Raw genomic sequence first — 20,762 nt, 5'->3', positions numbered from 1 at the left:
TCTAGTCTTCAGGGTCGTTGGACGACAGAGTGACTTTTAATTCCTGTCCATCCTCTAAAACGACGCCCGGGTCGATTGATTGTCCGTTGACGTACCCTTCACCTTCTACAGTTACATCCATTCCGGCAAAGTCTCCAAACATAATAACTTCCCTCTTTGAAAGTCCCGTCAAATCAGGCATCTTCAGCTGTCCATCAGTTTTGACAAAAAATGTTTCATACGGTAACAGTTTATCATTTTTCGGGTAGTGGTCCACTACTTCTTCGCCATCTCCCAATATGATTGTCTGTATAGAATCATTTGCCGCTGCGGGCACATCGGAAATCATCTTGCCCGTATAATCTTCTATCTTCACTGGCTCAGGTGATTCCCCATCTTCTTCGCCGACCGTCAGATATTTCAAGGTCCGCTCCATAAGCGGATTGAAGCCGGGCATCACACCAATATCCCATGTATCCGATTTATTTTTGCTGGCAAGCTTGACGCCATAGTAGACGATAACCTCAGGGTCGTCTTCTGGTGCATACCCGATGAAGGACGTCAGGAATTGATAATCGCCCTTCAGATAACCACCTCCATCCGGATTGATCACCTGGGCGGTACCTGACTTCCCTGCGACTTCATAATCCTCGAGAAGGTATTGCGGATTACGTTCCATCGATCCTCCGACGAATGTATTGATTTCATCCTGTGTCCTATCTGCCGCTTCTTCCGATATCACTTGACGCACGACAGTTTCGTCATTCTCTTTGATCACTTCACCGCTCTCACTATCAGTGATGGATTCGACGATGTATGGCTTCTTCATTTTGCCACCATTTAGTATCGCCGTCATACCTTGGATCATCTGTATCGGGGTAACAGTAGAAGTCTGACCGAAAGAGGTAGTTTTCCTCTGCAGTTCAGCATCCCATGCCAAGGTTCCTGATTGTTCATTCGGGAATTCTGAGCCTGTCACTTGGCCAAAGCCAAAGTCCTTGTAATATTCAAGCATCTTCTCTTCCCCCACTTTTTCCTGGAGGATCATCATCAAGGCGTTTGAGGAGTACTGCATCCCTTCATTATAAGTGATATCGCCCCAGCCCTCAGGCTCCCAATCGTAGATTGTATGGCCGTCGACATCATATGATCCGGATTCATATACTGCATTCGGGTCATATACTCCAGCATCAATCGCTGCCGCCAGACCGAACACCTTAAAGGTCGAACCGGGTTCAAATGAATGTTGGTAAAGCATGTTGAGCCAGCTCTCTCCAAACCCTTCTCGAGTTCTGGGATTGAATGACGGTCTTTGGCCGCTTGCGAGAATTTCTCCAGTCTTGGCATCCGCCACGACCGCAAAAGTCTCCTCAGGCTCAAAATGTTCTTCCATCGTGTCGAGGGAATCCTCAAGATACATCTGAATGTTCGAATCGATTGTCAGTTGGATATCCGAACCATTCTTCGCTTCGGCAACGCTGTCGGTCCCCGGTACGATATACCCCCATAAGTCCTTGAGGTAGTCGAGTCCACCGTCCTGACCTTTCAGCTTCTCGTCGTACGCCTGTTCAATCCCAAGCGATCCTTCGAACTCCCCAGTATCCTGATTCTTTTCGGCATAGCCGATAAGGTGCGAAGCGAAATTGCCATTCGGATAGAACCGCTTCGTTTCGGCGATGAAGACTATGCCAGGGATTTCAGCCTCCTCGAGGGTCTTTTTATCGTTATAGGATAATTCGCGTCCTTCTTTGCCAAGCTCAATCTGGAAGCGTTCTTCCTCTATACCTTCTTTGATGCGTTTTTCGATTTCATCTTTATCCATATCGACGACTTCTGCGATTTTCTCTGCGGCAGCTTCAGGATCGCTGACGTGGTTCGAATAGCTGGGGTCCGTAATCAGAGCAATGCGATACGCCTCCATATCGCTCGCCAGAACGTTGCCGTCACGATCCAGTATGCGCCCGCGTGCTGCTTCTATTTGTGAGGTACGTGAGAATTTTTCTTCGCCGTGGGCAACCAGATCTTCATCATCCAGGGATTTACCTATCATCAAATAGCTGAACTGCCAAAATATACAAACAAAAAGCACTCCTATACCCAGGTAGATTAGGAGCGCGCCAACAGATAGTGTTTTTGTTGTATTTCGTAGCTTGATTCTAATTCTTGCCATACTTCTCAGCAACCTTTACATTTCCATTATCCAGGTCAAGTCCAAGTTCATTTGCTTTTTCATAAATTCTATCGTAGGACGAGAGATCCGTAACCTCCGTCTTCAACTCACTTATTTCGCCTTCCTTGATTGCGGTTTCACTTTCGATTTGGCTAATCTGCGTCTGGACAGTATGGGCCTCCATCTTTAGTGATAATACGTATATCGCAACAGTTGCGATCAGAACAAAAAGGACGAGATAAGTAAGCGTCTCGATTTTTCCGAGGCCGACGACGCGGCGTCTTCTTCTAGTAGCAGGCTGTTGCTCCCTATGGCTGCCGGGCTGGGACAGGGGTTGCTGATAATGTTCTACTGCCATGTTATCACTCCCTATTTCTGCTTCTCAGCAATTCTCAATTTTGCACTGCGCGCACGCGGGTTATCGAGCACCGCTTCATCGTCTGCAGTGATTGGCTTCTTGTTCACCCGTTTCAATACAGGTTCGTAGGCTTCCGGGATGACAGGCATATTGCGCGGCAGTTCGGGCCCTGCTTCATATTCCATGAACATCTGTTTGCATATTCTGTCTTCCAGGGAATGGAATGTGATGACGGATACCCTTCCGTCCTTATTAAGAAGGTCGATTGCCGCTTCGAGCGACCTTTCGAAAACCCCGAGCTCATCATTGACCGCTATTCTGAGCGCCTGGAATATCCGCTTGGCTGGATGCCCCCCTGTTCGTCTGAATTTGTGGGGAATCTGGGATTTGATGATTTCAGTCAATTGCGTAGTGGTCTCAATAGGCGCCTCGGCCCTGGTGCGTTCAATCTCCCTAGCTATCTTTTTCGAAAATTTTTCTTCTCCGTAGCGGAAGAAGAGGCTTACCAACTGGCTGTAGGAATATGTATTTACAATTTCATAGGCATCAAGCGACTGGTCCTGGTTCATGCGCATATCGAGTCGCGCTTCCCTAGAGTGGCTGAATCCCCGTTCAGTTACATCAAGCTGCGGACTTGAAACGCCGAGGTCATACATTATGCCATCGACTCCACTGACGTTGAATTTCGCCAGTTCCGCCTTCAAATTCTCAAAATTGGAATGGACAAGTGTAATATTGTCGTTTCCTTTAAATCTTTCCTGTGCGTTCTCTATTGCCCAGGAGTCCTGGTCAAAAGCATATAGATGACCCGTGGTCAATTGTTCCAAGAGATAGGCACTATGGCCTCCGCCACCCAAAGTGGCGTCGATATATGTGCCGTCAGGGCGTATATTCAACCCATCCACTGTCTCTTTCAATAGAACGGTGTCATGTTTGAACATACCCTCACATCCTATAAGTCAAAATCAATCAATTCTTCTGCGATATCCTCATAATGGGCTTCTGAATCATCATAAAATGATGTCCATTTATCCGTATCCCAAATTTCAATCCTATGGGCAACACCGATGACGGTGCATTCTTTTTTTAATCCAGCATATTCCCTCAAATTAGCGGGGATGTTGATCCTCCCCTGCTTATCCACTTCCACTTCGGCAGCGCCCGAAAAAAACATCCTCATGAATTTTCTGGCATCTTTCCTAGTAAGCGGTAAAGTACTCATTTTTTGTTCCATTTGGGCCCACTCTTCGAGAGGGTAGCCAAATAGACACTGATCAAGGCCTCGGGTGATGATGAAATGTCCTGCGAGTCCGTCCCTGAATTTACTTGGCACTATCAAGCGTCCTTTAGCATCAAGCTGATGCTTGAACTCTCCCATGAACATCTGATCACCTCGCCTATACAAATAATTTACCACATCTCCCCACTATGTACCACAAATAATGTGCTTTCTCCTCCAATTAATTTGACACAATAAAAAAGACGGCCCTCATAAAAATGAAGACCGTCCAATATTCTAGATTCCTTTGATGATTGTAAGCTGCGTCGTATAGGCGAGGCGCCCCACTTCGAGATAGATTGGAAACATCCACGGGTGGTAGATGCGTTCCTGCAGCGATCCGCCCGGCATCAGCCTTTCTGATATCTCTTCCAAATCATTCAATTCTTTGCGCAAAGTACGTTTCACTTCAAGTTGGTATCGCCGTTTCAGGTAACTCAATTGTTTCTTGTGCACCTTCAGATTGGCTTCAATCAGATCACGATGGGCTTCACGGCCCTCCTTATCCTTCAAACGGCTGTAATCGGTATCGAGATGATCCGCTATGCTGTCGACTTCGTCGAAGAAAGTGGTATCTGTTGCCGACTCGATCAGGTTCTGCTTTTTAGTTTCGGAATCTGTTGCGAGATTCTCAGAAACTTTGATTCCATATTTATCGAGAAGTTTGTTGAGCCTCATATCCTCATGGATGATCTCCATTCTCTTTAGTACAATCGGCATGTCGATATCCATCACTTCAAACACTTTATGAAGCTCGCCCCAATACTTCACTTCTGCGCCGCCACCCGTAAATATGAGGGTGTTGAATAGCATCTCCTGCATAAGTGGTCTTGTTACGACATTATTGCTGAATGAAGCAGGGTCTTGCTCAAGATATTCAAGTAACGCATCTTTGGATAACGTACCCTTATCGGCCAGGTAGCTGCCGTCCTGCTGGTCTAATAGAGTACGCGTCGTCCGTGAACCGGTGAATAGATGCACATTCGTTTCAGTATCGATCGTTGGGGATAGGTCATGCGCTTCAATGAATTCCCGCTGCCCCTGCCTGAACGCTGCATCGATGGCTTCATGATTTTCGATCATCTTTTTGAACATCGGTGCTTCAAGCTTCCTCACCGCTTCATCATGAGAGTTGAAAATCAACAATCCCGCATCCGCGAAAACATCATGGACGAGCGCATGGAACAGTTCAGTCCAATACTCGTTTTGTTCAATCATCGTTTCTATTTCTGACTTTTTCTCCTTCAGGTAACCTGAATCTCCGCACTCCTCCACTATACGATCCAGAGTGTCTTTCATTGCACTTTGGTCATACCTGTAGAACCCCAGGCTCATCGGCACCGTCAGATTCGGTTTATAGGAAATTTTGCGCCGGCGTCTATGGGTGCGATCATAGATATGGGTATGGTTCACTTCTTCAAAATCATGGTCTTCGCCTGCTATCCAGAAGACGGGCACTGCCTGGTAGTTGTAGTTTTTCTTCACTTCTTCAACCAGTACAAGCAAAGTGAGCATTTTATGCATGATCATGCTGGGACCCATGAAGAGGCCTGCCTGTTGTCCACCGACGATGACCCTGGCGCCTTCCCGGAGACGTCTAAGGTTATCTTCCTGCTTGTCACTCAGACCATAGGGCGCCATCCCCTCGGCCATGATATCAGCAAGCTTACCTGTATGCGGATGACTTGGTCTATCCATCACTTTTTTTATACTTTTTTCATCATAAGTCAAGTTTTGATAGAAGGACAGCGTTTGTCCATCCCCACCGGCGAACCGGTGTGTAAAATCGTCCTGTGTGTAATTCAAACATTCAATTTCCATAATTCGACCCCTTCTCACTCTAATGCTAACTTGATTATAAATATTATGAAGATATAAAACAATTGAACGGTTTCAAAGATATGTACTATACTAAAGAAAAGGAGAGAATGCAAAATGACAGAAGTGAAGCATCTGGCAATCAATTATAAGACAGTAGAAGAATTCAAGAAATTCCGCGAGTATGGTGCGCAGGAACTGCAGATGAAAAAAGAGCTGGAAGGCAATATCATGGATGCCAATACAGACTCGCCATTCTTTGGCATCTACGTAGGCGACACGCTGGCTGCGCGCATGTGCCTTTACCGAAAAGAAGATGATCATCAACCCATATTCGATCCGCCGCATGATTATATGGTGATATGGAAACTGGAAGTACATGAGAAATATAGAGGCCGTGGCTACGGCAGCAAGCTCATCGACTTCGCCAAAGACTATGGCATGCCAATTAAAGCCATCAGCCGTCAAAACTCACGCGGCTTCTTCGAAGCGCATGGCTTCGAAACGCTGAAGTATGATATCGAAAGGGATATGGCGGAAGACCCCTTGATCTGGTATCCGGAAGGCTTCCACCTCCAATAGCGGCAAACTCCATAGGCCTCATGAAAAAGACGCTGGCAAAATTGCCAGCGTCTTTTTCTACATAAATTATTTAGATGTAACTTCTTCACCTTTATAGCTGCCGCATTCTTTACATACACGGTGGGAAAGTTTCATTTCTCCACAGTTTGGGCATTCTACCATACCTGGTACAGAAAGCTTCAGGTGGGTACGACGTTTTCTTTTACGCGTAATCGAGGTTCTTCTCTTTGGTACCGCCATTTCTATTCCTCCTTGTTATCACTGTCGTCCAACAGTGATTTTAGCTTTGATAGTCTTGGATCCACGCTCGTCCGCTCATTTTCCAACGATTCCTCATCGGTCACGGACCATTCCTTGCCACCACTAAGCGGTTCATCGCTTTTAGTGATGACAAAAGGTATGTTGACGATGATGAGTTCCTTGATGACCGGTTCCAGATCTAAAGTGTGGGTCACTGGATGAACATTTTCAGCGAGATCATCCGCTTCTTCCGCATCCTCATCGAAAATCTCCTCCGCTTCAATATGAAGCGGCACTTGGATATCTTCGCTTGTGCGGCTGTCCAGCATATTGACCACCGTCTCTATGGTTAAATCAGCCATGATCTGGCGATTACGGACATGAAGGACGCCTTCGACGGACACTTCGTCCACTGAAGTGACATCTTTACGATCCGTCATCTCTTTAAACTGGACCTTTTCGTTTACAGCGATTGAATCCTGATTGAACTTTTTCAGTTGCGTCAATGACCATCTCATATAGTTTTCACCTCTTATGAGCACAAAAAATATTGTACCTTTCTAACAGTACTCTGTCAAGTTTTTTTCTTAACATCACTAATGATTCTGCCCCATTTCTGATACAATGGAATCGAATGGAAAGGAGCACTATTATGATTATCACATCTTTGATTACAGAGTACAATCCCTTTCATAATGGACATATCCATCATATTGAAGCATCGAAGCGCCTGACCGGGGCCGATGTCACCATCGCCATCATGTCGGGGAATTTCACGCAACGTGGTGAAATTGCAGTGACGGATAAATTCAAAAGGGCGAAAGCTGCCATCAGGCACGTCGATCTTGTGGTCGAACTGCCGTTCGTCAACGCTGTCAGCTTTGCAGATGATTTTGCGGTGGGTGGCGTCCATATTGCGAATCTGCTTAAAAGCGACAACATCGTCTTTGGTAGTGAATCCGGTGATATTGCAGAACTGTCGAGGCTACAATCCCTTATGGGAGACGCAGACATCCACTCGTCCATGCAGACGTTGCAGAAGAAAGGTTACAGTTATCCAAGAGCCCTTGCTGCAGCCTTGCAGACAGATGTGTTTAAAGGAGCCAATGATATTCTCGGCTTGTCCTACTTGAAAGCTCTGGAAAAACTGCAATCGAATATAACCCCTCATACAATACAAAGGATCGGCAATGACTATAATGACCCTGCCCTGTCCGAGCGGCGCTTCTCCAGCGCGACCAGCCTGAGGAATGCTCTTTGGGAAGGTGATCTAGAAGGTGCATCACGTTTCATGCCCGCCCCACTTGCACAGGAGATCCATAAAGATGGCCCCCTCACCAATGAAGTCCTGTTTCCTTCACTGAAACTCCTGATCCACAGGAGCACACCGGAAGAACTGCGCAAAATCTACACGATGACCGAAGGTCTTGAACATAGGCTGATTTCCAGAATAAGGAGGCATTCGACTTACGCATCATTCCTTGATGACGTCAAAACGAAACGATATACGCGCACACGCCTCAACCGGCTGATGCTCTACATCCTCTTCAACCTGACCAGTACAAAGGTGGATGATTATTCCTTGCCGCAGGCTGTAAGGGTCCTCGCCATGAACAGGCATGGACAAGCCTATCTGAAGACGCTATCTCAAGATCTCGAGATCATCACCAATGTAAACAGCACCAACCGTCATCACATCCAAGATGAAATAACGGCGACTGATGTCCATAATATTTTCAGTGGCTCAAAGCGCAATGACTACAACACACCCGTCATCATTGCGGATTGAATTTCCCCCGCAGTGCCGACTCCACATGGGGTGGCACTACATCTTCTATTTTGCCGCCGTACTTTGCGACCTCCTTGACCATTGAAGATGAAATGAATGAATAGTTGTTGTTGGTCATCATATAGATCGTCTCAATCGTACTGTTCAATTTCCTGTTCATGGAAGTCAGCTGCATTTCATATTCAAAATCACTTACGGCACGCAAGCCCCGCACGATTGCCTGTGCCCCCACTTCCTCACAGAAATCGATCAGCAGTCCATCGAAGATGCGCACTTCAACATTCGGCAGCCCCTTCGTCACCTCGTTGATAAGCTCCACACGCTCCTGAGGCGTAAATAGTCCTTCCTTGGAAGAGTTCTTCAGGACGGAGACATAGACTACATCAAATATTCGACTCGCCCTTTCGATGATATCGATATGGCCATATGTGATTGGATCAAAACTTCCTGGGCATACTGCAATTCTTTTCATGATTGTTCTCCTTCTTTCTTCAGGATATTGATTCGGATCGTACCATATACTGCTTCCCTGATGCTCGTATAGCCTTCTTCTGCATATCTCTCATCCTTATGTGTCTCGACGACTATACTCCCTCCTGCATCCAATATTTTAAGATCTTTTATGTATTTGAGCGACTCCTCAGCCATTCCCTTATGATAAGGTGGGTCGAGAAAAATGAGATCGAACTGCCGGTCGCGTTTCGCCATCGCCTTCAGGGCGCGCCGGTAATCATTCCGGTAGATTTCCACATCTTCATCCAGTTCATTCGTATTTTGTTTCACCATCCTGACTGCGTCGCCCGCTCCGTCTATAAACATGGCAGAGGAAGCACCACGACTCAACGCTTCGATGCCGAGCGCTCCGCTTCCTGCAAACAGATCGAGCACCCTCCCCTCTACCGGACCGAGGATATTGAAGATGTTTTCCCTCACCTTGTCTGATGTAGGTCTTGTATCCTGCGATTTCAAAGTCGAAATTGTCTTTGATTTATATTTGCCGCTGATTATTCTCATGGGCGATTCCTTTCTTTCCCTTGTCCCTTCATTTAAAATGGAATCGGGAGCTGATTAATGATGCAAAAATTCATTGTACTTGGAGAAGGCTACGGAGATGTATTTGAACTCGAAGCCATCATAGAACATAACCACCACCGGATTGATAAAGGCATATTCCTTCATGCAGATGAACGGCCTGCTACATTCGTCCTAGTGATGAAGCCTGTCCGTGGAAATTTCCAAACCCTATACACCATCTATCAGGGCGTTCCATATAAAGACGGTTCCGGCAAGAAGTATCAAATGATATCCGAATGGTGTACGGCACATGACCTACCTATTGTCGAATTCAAAACGCGCGATCCGGAGGACTTCCACGATAAAGAGCAGTTTTTCCAATATATCACTGGCGTCTTGAGGTTGAACAACCTGATACCGCCGCTTACCTGATATATTAGATGACGCGGTAATCCTTGGGTTCATAGTTTTCAGCGTTGTACTCCCTTTGGATGTGCGGATATTCCGACACAAGGACATCTTCGACGTATTTCAGGCCATTCAATGTCTGAGCGGTTTGGTCAAGCTCTGATTCGTATATATAGAGAAGTAGATACTTCTTATCTTTATTTACATATATCAGGTGGCCGTGCCGTTTCAATTGTCGGATGAACTTATTTTGTTTAAAATAAATATATATGCCGATGCGTTTCTCAAGCATATTACCCCACCTTATAAAATTTTATAAAGTTATGATACCATGTAAATGAGAAGTTTTAAATGAAACTATAACTGGAGGCAGTAATCATGAAGAAATGTACAAAAAGCCTTTTGACAACAATTGGATTAGCCGGCGGAGCAGTCGGTGGCCTGTGGATCGGTACAAAATTGACATCTGAGCAGGATATCCGCGACATCAAGCCATACTTCAGGCATCGCTCACCTTATATCCTCGCGCACCGCGGCGGTATGGGACTTGCACCGGAACACACAGCTGCAGCATTCAACAAATCTGCTGAGTTTGGTGTGGACGGATTTGAAATCGACATCCGCATGACCAAGGATGAAGAAATTGTGGTCTTCCACGATGCCTATGTAGACCGTACTTCGAATGGTGCAGGCCGTATCAGTGAGCTCACTCTGGACGAACTGAAGGAACTCGATTTCGGCTACCATTTCAGAGACGCTGAAGGCAGCCATCCATACAGGGGCAGCAATGAGGCCAAAATCATGACACTTAGGGAGCTCATCAAGAAATATCCCGATATGCTCATCAACATAGACATCAAAGATGATCCGAACACTTATGAGGGCAGTCTGATACCAAGCCTGCTCTACCGTCTGATTGATGAAACAGACGTCAGCAACAGAGTACTCATCACGAGCTTCTATGACGACCAGATCGATCGTTTCAGGCTCTATTCAGGCGAAGACATTGCACTTGGCGCCGGCGAAGATCAAGTACGCAATGCCTACCTGGCCTATGCGAGCGGCTTCGGCCACTTATTCAACCCGAAAGCCGACACACTGCAGATGCCGGCAAAGCACAACAATATCCCGCTTGATAAAGAAGGGTTCATCGAGTATCTCCAAAGCTTGAATGTCGCAGTCGGCTACTGGGTCATAAACGAAATGGATCAGATGGATGAACTGATTCAAAAAGGTGCCCATACAATCGTCACCGATTATCCGGACATCAGCAGCCATCTGCTGAAACAGCGTTACTGATTAAATAAGGGTTCCCCCGAAATGAACTGTACCCCATAATATGGACAGTTTATAAAAAGAGCTCTAGGCAGCTAGAAGATGATCTCGGTATTGTACTGGGGTCATCTTATTTAATTTCCACTGATATCTCTTGTTATTATATTTCTCTATATATTGATTCACTTCATCATTGAGTTGGCTTAAGTTCTCGCATAATTCATGGTCTACCATATCTTTAAAATGACCAAAAAATGATTCCATTGGAGCGTTATCCCAACAGTTTCCTCTTCGCGACATCGATTGAAGAAGGCCAGCTTCTTTCACTCTGGATTGAAATTTAGGGTGAGTGTAATGAAATCCCTGGTCAGAGTGAATCATTGCTTCGGGATGAAAACTTCCAACGGCTCCTTCCAGTTTTTCTAATGTTCGATAAACAATATCCATCTCTAAGGAAGTAGAGATATGATGAGCGACAATTTCCTTGGTCGCACTATCTTTAACACATGATAGGTAAGCCTTTTGGCCTTTCCCATAATAGGTATAAGTGATATCTGTTAAAAAGACTCTTCCAGGTTCCTGTTGATTGAATTCCCGGTTTAGATGGTTGGGGCACGTACGGTGTTCTTGGGTCGCTTTCATCATTTTTTTATAAGGTTTGGCTTGTCTAATCTTTGCCGTAAGTCCGAATTTCTTCATTAATCTTCGAATTTTCTTATGATTCATTAAGAGGCCATAGTCATTTTCAAGCTCCATCTTAATTTGTAGAGCACCTACTTTTTCTTGGTTCTGCGTAAAGATGAATCGAATCATCTCTATATCCTTTTCATCTTTTTGACCTCTCATCTGTCTTTGCGGCTTACTCTTTAACCACGCATAATATCCACTTCGGCTCACTCCCGTAAATGAACATAAGAATGAGACCATATGACTTAAAGAATATTTACGGATGGTCTGTTCAATCAGTTGATAAACTTCAGTTGGAGCTATTTTCACTTCTTTTTCATCGCCTGCCTTTCGAGTTCGTCTAGCTTTTTTAGAAATTCATTTTCAGCCTCTAAATACTTAATACGAGCTTCAGCTTTCTTTAGCTTTTCTTCCGCAGACAGTTCCTTGGAAGAAGGGCGGCCTGTGCCACCTTTCCCTCTACGTTCTCCTTCAAGACCTAGTTCTCCGTACTTTTCAAAAGTGTCTCGCCAACGCTTTAAGCAACGTTTAGGTCGATCCTTCCCAATTATATTTAAATTAAATCCGTGTTCCTCAAAGATCTGACTTGGGAACTTGCCAGTCTGGTATTCCTGAATCGCAACTTTCTTAAAAAATGGGTGATAGGTGATGGACCGTTCTGAAACCTTTACCACATTAGGATTGGCCTCCAATTGTTTCATTTCGACATTTGAATATATTTTTTTACTCATAGTCACTCTCCGTTCAAAAACTTATATTCATTATAAACGGCTTTACTTTCTAGAAACAGAAATAACCCGAATAACGGAACACTTTTTTATAAGTGTCCATTATTCGGGTTATAGTCCAAAACGGGGGAACCCTTATTTTATTTCTAGCCTGCTGTCTGGCAGCCACAGCTGCCGCCTGTTGCACATCCAGATTCATTGGACATTGAAAAGAACGGGTTGCTGCTGACCACGTTAACATGATCGCTGATGCTGGAACTGATGTGGAAAAGTACTTCATCCAGCATTTCCTGCAGTTGGAACTCTGCCCGTCTGTATTCCATCACTACCGGGTGCATATCAAGTGTTTTCTTGAAATTATTAAGTTCCCGTCGCTTTGCACTGAAATCAGGATGATATTTGCCGAAGCGGCTGACTTCCTCGAAATCCACTTTCATTCTGTTGAATTTGGAAATGAGCCCGGCGACCTCGGTATCTTCTTCGAGCAGTCTACTGTATCGGCAATAATATTTATATATATCGGTCTCGCGGACCATTGCATTCAAATGGTCTATACGATCCATTACTTCCATTTCTATATCTGTCGTCATATATTGAACACCTCCCGTCCATAGTATCATAATGGTCCTATCGGCCGCTACCAATTTTCAGGGTCTGTATAAATACCATTTGCAACTCTACTTGGAATAGATTAAAATTAGATTAATGGTAAAAATGTTTAGGGAGGAAAATTCATGGTTTTTGAAAATTCTACTCTTGAGACGATGATCGTGTCTCAGGATATCTTACAGAATGTAATGAACAAGAACGGTCTAGTGCTCGGAGGTTCATGGGATTATGAACGCATGACTTTTGACTATAAGTATGAAGTGCCTGAAGGCATCTACTATCTCCGCATACCCGGATATGCTGTGGAAGGTGATGTTGGAGCAAGAAACGCTGTCCTCCAGCTTATGGATCCATATATGGGTAAACACTACTATCCTACGGGTGTTGAGTACGGAAGCGACGAACACTTCCCTGAACGACTGGTCGACCACGCTGTCAAAAAGATCCGTACAATTGCTGATGAACTGAAAAGTCTCATCTAATAAAAAGTAAAAAGACTGGAAGCATTAAATGATCTGAACCCTACCAAGTTGACAGATGAAATAATATAAATGTTTCCCGCCTGAGAATGGAGATTCTCAGGCGTTTTTCTATGCCGCCAATGCCCTGAATTCCAGCGGACTCAATCCCTTGAATTTGTGTTGCGGTCTGTGGTGGTTGTAAAACTCAATATAGCGTGTAATGTCTTCTATAATTGTTTGATAATCCGCATAGTACTTCTGCTTGCGTCTGATGTGGAACCGTTCCGATTTGATTTTTCCCCAGAATGCTTCAATCGGGCCATTATCGATGCATCTTCCGACGCGGGACATGCTTTGTTGAATCTGCTGGGCATCCAGAATCTTTTTAAAGCCGTAGGAGGTGTACTGGAAGCCACGGTCACTGTGCACAAGCGGCGTTGCCTGCGGGTGCTTTTGAATCGCAGAAGTGAATGTATCAAAAACAAGCTGATTATTGTTTGAACGGCCGAATTTGTAGGCCACAATACTGTTGTCGTACAGATCGATGATCGCGCTCAAGTAGGCTTTCTCTCCGTTCAGCGCTTTGAATTCAGTCACATCGGTGAGCCATTTCTCATTCACATGGGCTGCGTGGAAATCTCTGTTCAATACGTTCTCAGCGACCTGTTGCGGTGTGTGGGGGACGTATTGTTTCTTTTTGATCCGGGTCACCGATTTCAAGCCCATCCGTGTCATCAGCCGATAGATGCGTTTCCTGTTATACCCCGTCCTCAAGGCTTTGTTGAACACATGGCACATCTGACGATAGCCATAGATGCCGTCCGTTTCAACATAGATTTCGGCAATCGCACTGGCCACTGTGTCATTCTCTGCTTCAGCGTGTGGCACGGGGCGTTTCTGATATTGATAATACGCTTGTCTTGAGATGCCTGCCGTATGGCATAATTCAGAGATGGCATAGCCTTCATTATGCAACGTAGTGATGGCAGTGTGGAGCGTGTGACTGGGAACCCGGCTGTATTTTAATCCCTCTCGAGTTCCTCCAACTTTTTTAGCAGGGCGTTCTCCACCTCAAGCTTTCGTTTATCTGCTTTGAGCATGGAAATTTCTCTGTTCAAGCGGTCCGTCTCAGTGAGCTGGTCTTCTGATTTTCCTTTTCCGCGTCTGTCCTCAAGGCCGATTTCACCATATTCCTTGTATTTCACAATGATATTCCGGGCCTGCTGGTAACTCACCTCAAATCTTTCGGCAAGTTCACGATAACTGATATCCCCCTGTGCATGATACTGCGCAATCTCAACCCGTTCTGCGTACGTTGTTTTCCGTCCCTTGGTCAATGGTGAAGCTCCCTCCCGCGTCGTTCTTATTTCTTCACCATTATTGTAACGTATAATCCAATTCCGAACAGTTGTTTTCGACGGTATGTCATATTTGTGTGCGAGTTCGTGAGTGGAGATCATTCCATTCATATATTCTTTTGCGACCATTTTTTTAAAGCCGCGGGTATATGTTCTATGCCTGTCCCGTTTCTTTAATCCCTCAGCACCATGCTTCTCATACTTTATCCGCCACTTTCTAAGTGTCTCAACAGACACCTGATGCTTTGTGGATATATGGCTTGGACTGATGCCTACCCTCAATTCCTGAATCATTTTCAGCTTTTCTTCAAATGAATAATATTTGTCAGTCATAAAAGAACCCCCTCCAGGTTTACAGATGTTTTATTTCATCTGTAAACCTGGAGGGGGTCAAATCAAAATAATGCTTCCAGTCTTTTTTATTATCCCTGCAGAATTGCCTTGATCAGTGAAGTCGTTTCTCCACCCGGATACAGGATATATAGCAGAATGTATACCATAGTTCCCGTGATGGCTGTTGCAAACCAGATGGTAGATGCCCACGGAGCAAGCTTCCTATGCTTCGACAATTTGTTTTTGTAACCTAAGTAGACTTGTATGCCACCTAGCAGACCACCACCTGTGGCCAAAGTAATATGGAAGATGAGGAAAGCCGTATAATAAGGCACCAGCGCATCAGGACCGCCAAAAGCTGTATTCCCTATAAAGGCTGTCCTTGAAGCGTAGATGATGAAAAACAGCAATGCACTCGTTGCTGCCAAAGTCATCATTTTCTGGTGGGCCTCCACTTCACCCTTTTTGACTCTACTTATCCCCACAGCCATGAAGATGGCGCTTAAGATGATGAAGAATGTGCTTAGTGTAGGTAATATGTGCACAATAAGACGCTCCTAACTCTATTATCTGTATTGATTGAAAAGTTCTTTTTGCAGACGGGCCTCTTCCATCGAACGACGCGTTACTTCGTCTTCGTCTTTACGCTCATTCCTATACCAATTGAAGAATAGGTGACCTAGCATGAAACCGAAGAAGACTTCCTGGAGCACTTTCATTATCACTCCACCTGTCTGCTGATCCATCCGCGGTGAAGCATCTGTGAAGTACTCGGGTCCAGAAATGAGTCCTTGCCCCTTCAATCCATCCAACACACCTGAAGGTACACATAATTCCATGGCAGAGAGCCATGCGTCACCATCGGTATATGTTGAATACACTGCATTCTCAGCAAATATGATCAGCCCACACGCAGGAGTCAACAACGCCCCGATGCCGAATATATAAAGAAGTTTAAACAAACCGCCCATATGCTTCTCCTCAGGTTCCACCTTGTTGAACACCGGATAGAACATCAGCAGAGCCAACATGAACAGTAGCACGTTGAATGCGGCATGCAGGATTACTTCCTGCTTCAGGAAATCAAGGACGACCGGCAAATGGTATACTGAGAAAACCCCAGTGAATAAGATCAGCGGTATAAGGGGCTTCCTGGCAATTGCAAAAAACTGCCTGAAGCCCGGCAGGCTGACGAAATATGCCCAAAGATAAGCAGGCACACCGAAATATAGGAGCGGAGCTATAAGTAGGAATACGAACGCCATCTGCAGCATATGGAAACTGAATAGTATATGGCTTAGAATATCGACTGGTGAGCCATACATCGTGTAGAGCAGCACCATGGCGATGCCGAACGTCGCTGCCTCCCTGTTGGTGGATGGGCGTCCGCCTTCAAAATTACTGTACCACTTTCTTGTCAACAGAAAATAGACGACAGTCATAAATACCACGAAACTAAAATAGTACGGACTCCAGTTGGCAACGAAACCGAATATAGATATAGATGATAAATTGTCCATTTAGGATCATCCCTTTTTTTAAAATCACTTACTGTTAATTATAAGTTCCGCTTTGACTTAAGGCAAGGTGGGTGCATGACAATATAATGACAAAATAAAGGCCGGCATATATGCCGGCCTTCATTATTTAGATTGGGCTTCCAATCCAAGTGATATATAGGAATGTTACAACGAATGCAATGCCGAAGTACATACCTGTCATGATGAATAGTTTAGCGAACTCGTGACCTTTATCTTTCATGTGCATGAAGTAGTAGAATTGAAGAATGACTTGTACTACAGCCATGAACAACACGACCGGGATGACAAATCTCGAATCAAGATCCATTGCCACCATTCCGAATGCAACAAAGGTCAGGAAGATCATCATGCCGAAAGAGACCATCTGCTGACGCATCTCTTTTGTACGTTGAGTGCGCAAATACTCAAGCTTCGACTTGGACATAGGTTCCTGTTTGATTTCTGCCATATTACATCACTCCCAGCAAGTAAACTATTGTGAAGATGAATACCCACACAACGTCGATAAAGTGCCAGTAAAGTGCAGCTGTATTGACTTTAGCCGCCGTATAGACTGATAGGCCACGCTTGGCGTTGCGGAGGATGAGGCCAGTAATCCAGACCAATCCGATCGCTACGTGGAAACCATGCGTGCCAAGCAGGAAGTAGAAGGCGCTACCGAACGCACTAGTTCTGAATGTATGTCCAAGATGTACATACTCTACGAACTCGTAGATTTCCAAAGATAGGAAACCAAGTCCGAGCAATACAGTAACAACAAGCCACAACTGCATCTGCTTAAAGTTATTGTTCCGCATATGGTAGACCGCATACACGCTTGTAAGCGATGAAGTCAGGAGGAACATTGTCATGACGAAAGCAAGCGGCAAAGCGAAGAGTTCAGCAGCCAGAAGATGGTCATCTCCTGGAACTGAATCTTTCAATGCAAGGTAGGTTGCAAAGAGAGATGCGAACAGCGCAGTCTCACCTGCTAGGAAAATCCAGAATCCGACAAACTTGTTCTTGCCTTCAAGCGTCGCAGTTTCCGGATGGACAGGCCATCTTTCACTGGGTACATTATATTCCATGTGAGCCATTATTTCGCACCCCTTTCTTCTTCTTCAAGATCTCTTAATACTTCTTCCTTAGTGACATAATAACCAAGATCATCCTTAAGTGAACGTGTAATCATAGCGCCAGCAGTGATCGCAAGTCCGATGATGAGTACCCAAACTGCCCAAGGATGCTGCGGTAGATCGGATACTGCAGAGACTGCCCATTCTTTACCGGAAGCGAAGTAAAGCGCTCCGAAACCAGCTATGAAGAGTCCAAGCGATATGATGAATGGCAGGATTGAATTGTTAGGCATATGGAAGTCATCCAGTGACTCTGCCGGCATCATCTTGCCATCGTTCGCTTCTTTTTCGATCCAGAAAGCATCCATTCCACGGACAAGTGGGATCTGTGCAAAGTTGTAGTAAGGCACAGGTATTGGAAGTGACCATTCGAGTGAACGGCCGTCGCCCCACGGATCGCGTCCGACTTGTTTGTTTTTCGCTACTGTGATGATGATATTGATGACAAGTATGATAACTGCTAATGCCATCATGAAAGCACCTATCGTGGAAATCATGTTCGCCGTGTTATATCCTTGCCCGTCAAGGTAGGTGAATACACGTCTTGGCATTCCCCAAAGACCGAGGAAGTGCTGGATCAGGAATGTTACGTGGAAACCAGCAACGAAAAGTACGAAGGTGATTTTCCCAAGTTTCTCACTGAGCATCGTACTGAACATCAGAGGCCAGTAATAATGGAGCCCTGCAAGCAGTCCGAATACCACACCACCGACGATAACGTAGTGGAAGTGCGCAACGATGAAGTATGAATCGTGGTACTGATAGTCTGCTGGTGCAGCACCCTGCATAACACCTGTGACACCGCCCATGACGAAGGATGGAATGAATGCAAGTGCGTAGAGCATTGGTGTCGTAAATTCAATGCTACCGCCCCACACAGTCAATATCCAGTTGAATATCTTGACACCGGTAGGGACAGCGATCGCCATCGTAGCAAGAGCAAATATGGCGTTTGCAGTCGGTCCGAGACCTACTGTAAACATGTGGTGCGCCCATACCATGAATCCGAAGAATCCGATAAGTACCGTAGAGAACACCATTGCTGAGTACCCAAACAGCCTTTTCCGGGAGAATGTGGAAAACACTTCTGAGAATATCCCGAACGCAGGAAGAATCAGGATATAAACTTCAGGGTGTCCGAAGATCCAGAATAGATGCTCCCAGATTATCGTATTACCACCCGTCTCCACCAGGAAGAAGCTGGAGCCGAACATACGGTCAAATATGAGCAGGAACAAACCGATTGTGAGCGGTGGGAATGCAAAGACGATCAGGACTGATGCAACTAATGTCGTCCATGTCATCAACGGCATCCTCATATATGTCATACCCGGTGCCCTCATATTGATGATTGTCGTTACGAAGTTGATACCGGATATCAGCGTTCCGGCACCTGTAATCTGCAGTCCAACGGCGTAGAAATCGATACCGTGTCCCGGCGAGTCGATGGATAGGGATGCGTAGCTTGTCCAACCAGCATCCGGCGCACCACCAAGGAACCATGATAGGTTGATGAATATACCACCCAATATGAACAGCCATACACCGAGCGAGTTAAGGAATGGGAACGCGACGTCGCGCGCTCCTATCTGCAAAGGTACAGTAGCGTTCATAAATGCGAATAAAAGTGGCATGGCAGCCAGGAATATCATGGTGGTACCATGCATTGTGATGACTTCGTTGAACAATCCTCCAGATAGGAAGTCGTTGTTCGGTACTGCGAGCTGAATACGTATCAGCATTGCTTCAATACCGCCAAGTACGAAGAAGAAGCCACCAGCAATCAAATAAAGTATTGCGATTTTCTTATGGTCGACCGTAGTCATATATTCCCAGATTACGGAACCGAAGCCTTTCTTTTTAGCAGTAGTTGCCATTACTAGTTACCTCCCTCTTCTGAATCTTCTTCAGGTTTTTCCCTCAGAGATTCAACATCTCCGGAACCTTCTTCAACTTTCAGTTCCATCAGATAAGACGCTACCTTATCGATTTCTTCATCTGACAGATCATACTGATCCGTCATCTTGTTTCCTGGTTTGAAGGATTCCGGATCTTTGATCCAGTCGACAAGGTTCTCTTCGTTATGTTCAAGGAAGCCTGCGATGAGATCGCGGTCTCCGAAGTTCGCCAAGTTAGGCCCTACAGCACCCGCGCCCTGCGGTGTTACTGCGTGACAGCCGATACATGAGTTGTTGAAGATTTCCTGGCCTTCAGCCGCATCGTCCGTCGATGCTTGGGCCGGTTCCTCAACAGCCTTCATGTCAGCGAGCCATTGATCATATTCTTCTTCCGGCAATGCCTTTACCTTAAAGTCCATCAACGCGTGGGATGGTCCGCAAAGTTCCGCACATTTTCCGTAGAAGAGACGGTTGGACTCTTCGGCACTGTCATCATCGAACACCAGATAGAAGCTGTTGATTCCATCTACGTTCGTATCCAGCTTACCACCGGCAGCCGGTACCCAGAATGAGTGTTTAACGTCGCCTCCCTTAAGGTTGAAGTAAACTCTCCTGTCGGTAGGTACCACAAGCTCTTGGCTTGTTACGACTTCCTCGTTGGGATATTCAAATTCCCACCAGTACTGATTGGCGGTGACATTGACGATTGTCTCTTCTGTATTGATTCCTCCATCTTCATTTTCCATGCCGCGGACATCACCTTGTTTGAAGACCAGGTAGACTGTTGGTACTGCAAGGATGATGATGAGCAGGATCGGGATGGAAGTCCAGATCACTTCATATACGTGGTTACCAGCCACATCTTTTGGTTTGTGGTCTTCACCTAATTTACTTCTGCGACTTTTCATCACTGCGAAAGTAAATAGAATTATGACTGATACTACAACGAGTAGCATGATGGCTATAGACAACACCATCAAATAGAATTGTTCTTGTCCAACTTCACCGGCTGGCCTCAGCGTACTGAGATTATTCTTCCCGCACCCGGAAGCAAAGGCGGCCAGGAAAACGATAAGACCAATCCATTTGGCACTCATCCAACGATTTTTCATTTAAATAG

The 20,762-nt window shown here is 45.5% G+C and carries 25 protein-coding genes; 5 read left to right on the top strand and 20 right to left on the bottom strand.

Going from position 1 to position 20,762, the window contains the following annotated elements:
* Nucleotide 1 precedes the first annotated feature (1 nt).
* The 5 genes from ACZ43I_RS03855 to bshC form a co-directional block, all read right to left on the bottom strand.
* A complete protein-coding gene (locus ACZ43I_RS03855) occupies nucleotides 2-2,029 on the bottom strand; it encodes a penicillin-binding transpeptidase domain-containing protein (RefSeq protein WP_464761755.1) in 2,028 nt (675 codons plus the stop codon).
* Between the two features lie 106 nt (nucleotides 2,030-2,135).
* Nucleotides 2,136-2,507 (bottom strand): cell division protein FtsL, encoded by a 372-nt coding sequence (gene ftsL / locus ACZ43I_RS03850; RefSeq protein WP_344701237.1) that lies wholly within the window; start codon nucleotides 2,505-2,507, stop codon nucleotides 2,136-2,138.
* 11 nt (nucleotides 2,508-2,518) lie between these two features.
* Nucleotides 2,519-3,448 carry a 16S rRNA (cytosine(1402)-N(4))-methyltransferase RsmH gene (gene rsmH, locus ACZ43I_RS03845; RefSeq protein WP_344701235.1) on the bottom strand — a complete coding sequence of 310 codons (930 nt, stop codon included), beginning with the start codon at nucleotides 3,446-3,448 and terminating at the stop codon, nucleotides 2,519-2,521.
* 11 nt (nucleotides 3,449-3,459) lie between these two features.
* Complete coding sequence (gene mraZ / locus ACZ43I_RS03840; RefSeq protein ID WP_344701233.1) at nucleotides 3,460-3,891, bottom strand: division/cell wall cluster transcriptional repressor MraZ; 432 nt, start codon at nucleotides 3,889-3,891, stop codon at nucleotides 3,460-3,462.
* A gap of 132 nt (nucleotides 3,892-4,023) precedes the next feature.
* The gene (gene bshC, locus ACZ43I_RS03835; RefSeq protein WP_344701231.1) at nucleotides 4,024-5,607 is read right to left on the bottom strand and encodes a bacillithiol biosynthesis cysteine-adding enzyme BshC; all 1,584 of its coding nucleotides are present in this window, start codon (nucleotides 5,605-5,607) and stop codon (nucleotides 4,024-4,026) included.
* Nucleotides 5,608-5,721: 114 nt separating this feature from the next.
* Here bshC and ACZ43I_RS03830 point away from each other — a divergent pair, with 114 nt between their 5' ends.
* Nucleotides 5,722-6,186, top strand: coding sequence for an N-acetyltransferase (locus ACZ43I_RS03830; RefSeq protein ID WP_344701229.1), 465 nt, complete (start codon nucleotides 5,722-5,724; stop codon nucleotides 6,184-6,186).
* Nucleotides 6,187-6,252: 66 nt separating this feature from the next.
* On the opposite strand, the gene rpmF is transcribed toward ACZ43I_RS03830, so the two are convergent.
* Together rpmF and ACZ43I_RS03820 are read right to left on the bottom strand one after the other, a co-directional pair.
* Nucleotides 6,253-6,426, bottom strand: a complete 174-nt coding sequence (gene rpmF, locus ACZ43I_RS03825) for a 50S ribosomal protein L32 (RefSeq protein ID WP_344701227.1) — start codon at nucleotides 6,424-6,426, stop codon at nucleotides 6,253-6,255.
* A gap of 2 nt (nucleotides 6,427-6,428) precedes the next feature.
* Nucleotides 6,429-6,944 carry a YceD family protein gene (locus ACZ43I_RS03820; RefSeq protein WP_344701225.1) on the bottom strand — a complete coding sequence of 172 codons (516 nt, stop codon included), beginning with the start codon at nucleotides 6,942-6,944 and terminating at the stop codon, nucleotides 6,429-6,431.
* Between the two features lie 134 nt (nucleotides 6,945-7,078).
* On the opposite strand from ACZ43I_RS03820, the gene ACZ43I_RS03815 reads away from it, so the two are divergent.
* Entirely contained in the window at nucleotides 7,079-8,215 is a 1,137-nt protein-coding gene (locus tag ACZ43I_RS03815; RefSeq protein WP_344701223.1) for a nucleotidyltransferase, read from the top strand.
* Here the strand turns inward: ACZ43I_RS03815 and coaD are convergent.
* Together coaD and rsmD are read right to left on the bottom strand one after the other, a co-directional pair.
* Complete coding sequence (coaD, locus tag ACZ43I_RS03810; RefSeq protein WP_344701222.1) at nucleotides 8,202-8,687, bottom strand: pantetheine-phosphate adenylyltransferase; 486 nt, start codon at nucleotides 8,685-8,687, stop codon at nucleotides 8,202-8,204. The genes ACZ43I_RS03815 and coaD overlap by 14 nt on opposite strands.
* On the bottom strand, nucleotides 8,684-9,229 hold the full coding sequence (gene rsmD, locus ACZ43I_RS03805; protein ID WP_344701220.1) for a 16S rRNA (guanine(966)-N(2))-methyltransferase RsmD: 546 nt from the start codon (nucleotides 9,227-9,229) through the stop codon (nucleotides 8,684-8,686). The genes coaD and rsmD overlap by 4 nt, the downstream gene beginning before the upstream one ends.
* 57 nt (nucleotides 9,230-9,286) lie before the next feature.
* On the opposite strand from rsmD, the gene ACZ43I_RS03800 reads away from it, so the two are divergent.
* Entirely contained in the window at nucleotides 9,287-9,661 is a 375-nt protein-coding gene (locus tag ACZ43I_RS03800; RefSeq protein ID WP_344701218.1) for a DUF7147 family protein, read from the top strand.
* Nucleotides 9,662-9,665: 4 nt separating this feature from the next.
* Here ACZ43I_RS03800 and ACZ43I_RS03795 read toward each other — a convergent pair whose 3' ends face one another.
* Complete coding sequence (locus ACZ43I_RS03795; RefSeq protein WP_344701216.1) at nucleotides 9,666-9,929, bottom strand: DUF2129 domain-containing protein; 264 nt, start codon at nucleotides 9,927-9,929, stop codon at nucleotides 9,666-9,668.
* 86 nt (nucleotides 9,930-10,015) lie between these two features.
* Between ACZ43I_RS03795 and ACZ43I_RS03790 the strand changes: the two genes are divergently transcribed.
* The gene (locus ACZ43I_RS03790; protein ID WP_344701214.1) at nucleotides 10,016-10,936 is read left to right on the top strand and encodes a glycerophosphodiester phosphodiesterase; all 921 of its coding nucleotides are present in this window, start codon (nucleotides 10,016-10,018) and stop codon (nucleotides 10,934-10,936) included.
* Between the two features lie 63 nt (nucleotides 10,937-10,999).
* On the opposite strand, the gene ACZ43I_RS03785 is transcribed toward ACZ43I_RS03790, so the two are convergent.
* A protein-coding gene (locus ACZ43I_RS03785; protein ID WP_344701208.1) for an IS3 family transposase occupies nucleotides 11,000-12,330 on the bottom strand; the annotation gives its coding sequence in 2 pieces (ribosomal slippage) (nucleotides 11,000-11,958 and nucleotides 11,958-12,330; 1,332 coding nt in all).
* Nucleotides 12,331-12,473: 143 nt separating this feature from the next.
* On the bottom strand, nucleotides 12,474-12,917 hold the full coding sequence (locus tag ACZ43I_RS03780; protein ID WP_344701206.1) for a YlbF/YmcA family competence regulator: 444 nt from the start codon (nucleotides 12,915-12,917) through the stop codon (nucleotides 12,474-12,476).
* A gap of 144 nt (nucleotides 12,918-13,061) precedes the next feature.
* On the opposite strand from ACZ43I_RS03780, the gene ACZ43I_RS03775 reads away from it, so the two are divergent.
* Nucleotides 13,062-13,418, top strand: a complete 357-nt coding sequence (locus tag ACZ43I_RS03775) for a YugN family protein (RefSeq protein ID WP_344701204.1) — start codon at nucleotides 13,062-13,064, stop codon at nucleotides 13,416-13,418.
* 108 nt (nucleotides 13,419-13,526) lie between these two features.
* Here ACZ43I_RS03775 and ACZ43I_RS03770 read toward each other — a convergent pair whose 3' ends face one another.
* The 8 genes from ACZ43I_RS03770 to coxB all read right to left on the bottom strand — a co-directional run bounded on the left by ACZ43I_RS03770 (nucleotide 13,527) and on the right by coxB (nucleotide 20,754).
* On the bottom strand, nucleotides 13,527-14,381 hold the full coding sequence (locus ACZ43I_RS03770) for an IS3 family transposase (RefSeq protein WP_464761754.1): 855 nt from the start codon (nucleotides 14,379-14,381) through the stop codon (nucleotides 13,527-13,529).
* Nucleotides 14,382-14,419: 38 nt separating this feature from the next.
* Nucleotides 14,420-15,088, bottom strand: a complete 669-nt coding sequence (locus ACZ43I_RS03765) for a transposase (RefSeq protein WP_344703107.1) — start codon at nucleotides 15,086-15,088, stop codon at nucleotides 14,420-14,422.
* 89 nt (nucleotides 15,089-15,177) lie between these two features.
* Nucleotides 15,178-15,579: a DUF420 domain-containing protein gene (locus ACZ43I_RS03760; RefSeq protein WP_464761753.1), complete on the bottom strand. Its 402-nt coding sequence runs from the start codon at nucleotides 15,577-15,579 to the stop codon at nucleotides 15,178-15,180.
* A 75-nt stretch (nucleotides 15,580-15,654) separates the two neighbouring features.
* Nucleotides 15,655-16,608: a cytochrome c oxidase assembly factor CtaG gene (ctaG, locus tag ACZ43I_RS03755; RefSeq protein WP_344701069.1), complete on the bottom strand. Its 954-nt coding sequence runs from the start codon at nucleotides 16,606-16,608 to the stop codon at nucleotides 15,655-15,657.
* A 127-nt stretch (nucleotides 16,609-16,735) separates the two neighbouring features.
* Nucleotides 16,736-17,077, bottom strand: a complete 342-nt coding sequence (locus ACZ43I_RS03750) for a cytochrome C oxidase subunit IV family protein (RefSeq protein ID WP_344701071.1) — start codon at nucleotides 17,075-17,077, stop codon at nucleotides 16,736-16,738.
* Nucleotide 17,078: 1 nt separating this feature from the next.
* Nucleotides 17,079-17,705 (bottom strand): cytochrome (ubi)quinol oxidase subunit III, encoded by a 627-nt coding sequence (locus ACZ43I_RS03745; RefSeq protein WP_344701073.1) that lies wholly within the window; start codon nucleotides 17,703-17,705, stop codon nucleotides 17,079-17,081.
* Nucleotides 17,705-19,621: a cytochrome c oxidase subunit I gene (locus tag ACZ43I_RS03740; protein ID WP_344701075.1), complete on the bottom strand. Its 1,917-nt coding sequence runs from the start codon at nucleotides 19,619-19,621 to the stop codon at nucleotides 17,705-17,707. Before ACZ43I_RS03740 ends, ACZ43I_RS03745 begins: the two co-directional genes overlap by 1 nt.
* A 2-nt stretch (nucleotides 19,622-19,623) precedes the next feature.
* The gene (gene coxB, locus ACZ43I_RS03735) at nucleotides 19,624-20,754 is read right to left on the bottom strand and encodes a cytochrome c oxidase subunit II (RefSeq protein ID WP_344701077.1); all 1,131 of its coding nucleotides are present in this window, start codon (nucleotides 20,752-20,754) and stop codon (nucleotides 19,624-19,626) included.
* Between the last annotated feature and the right edge of the window lie 8 nt (nucleotides 20,755-20,762).

Source organism: Salinicoccus jeotgali (assembly GCF_055379195.1).
Note: the sequence above shows the minus strand (reverse complement) of the source record. Positions and strands in the feature narration are given on the sequence as shown.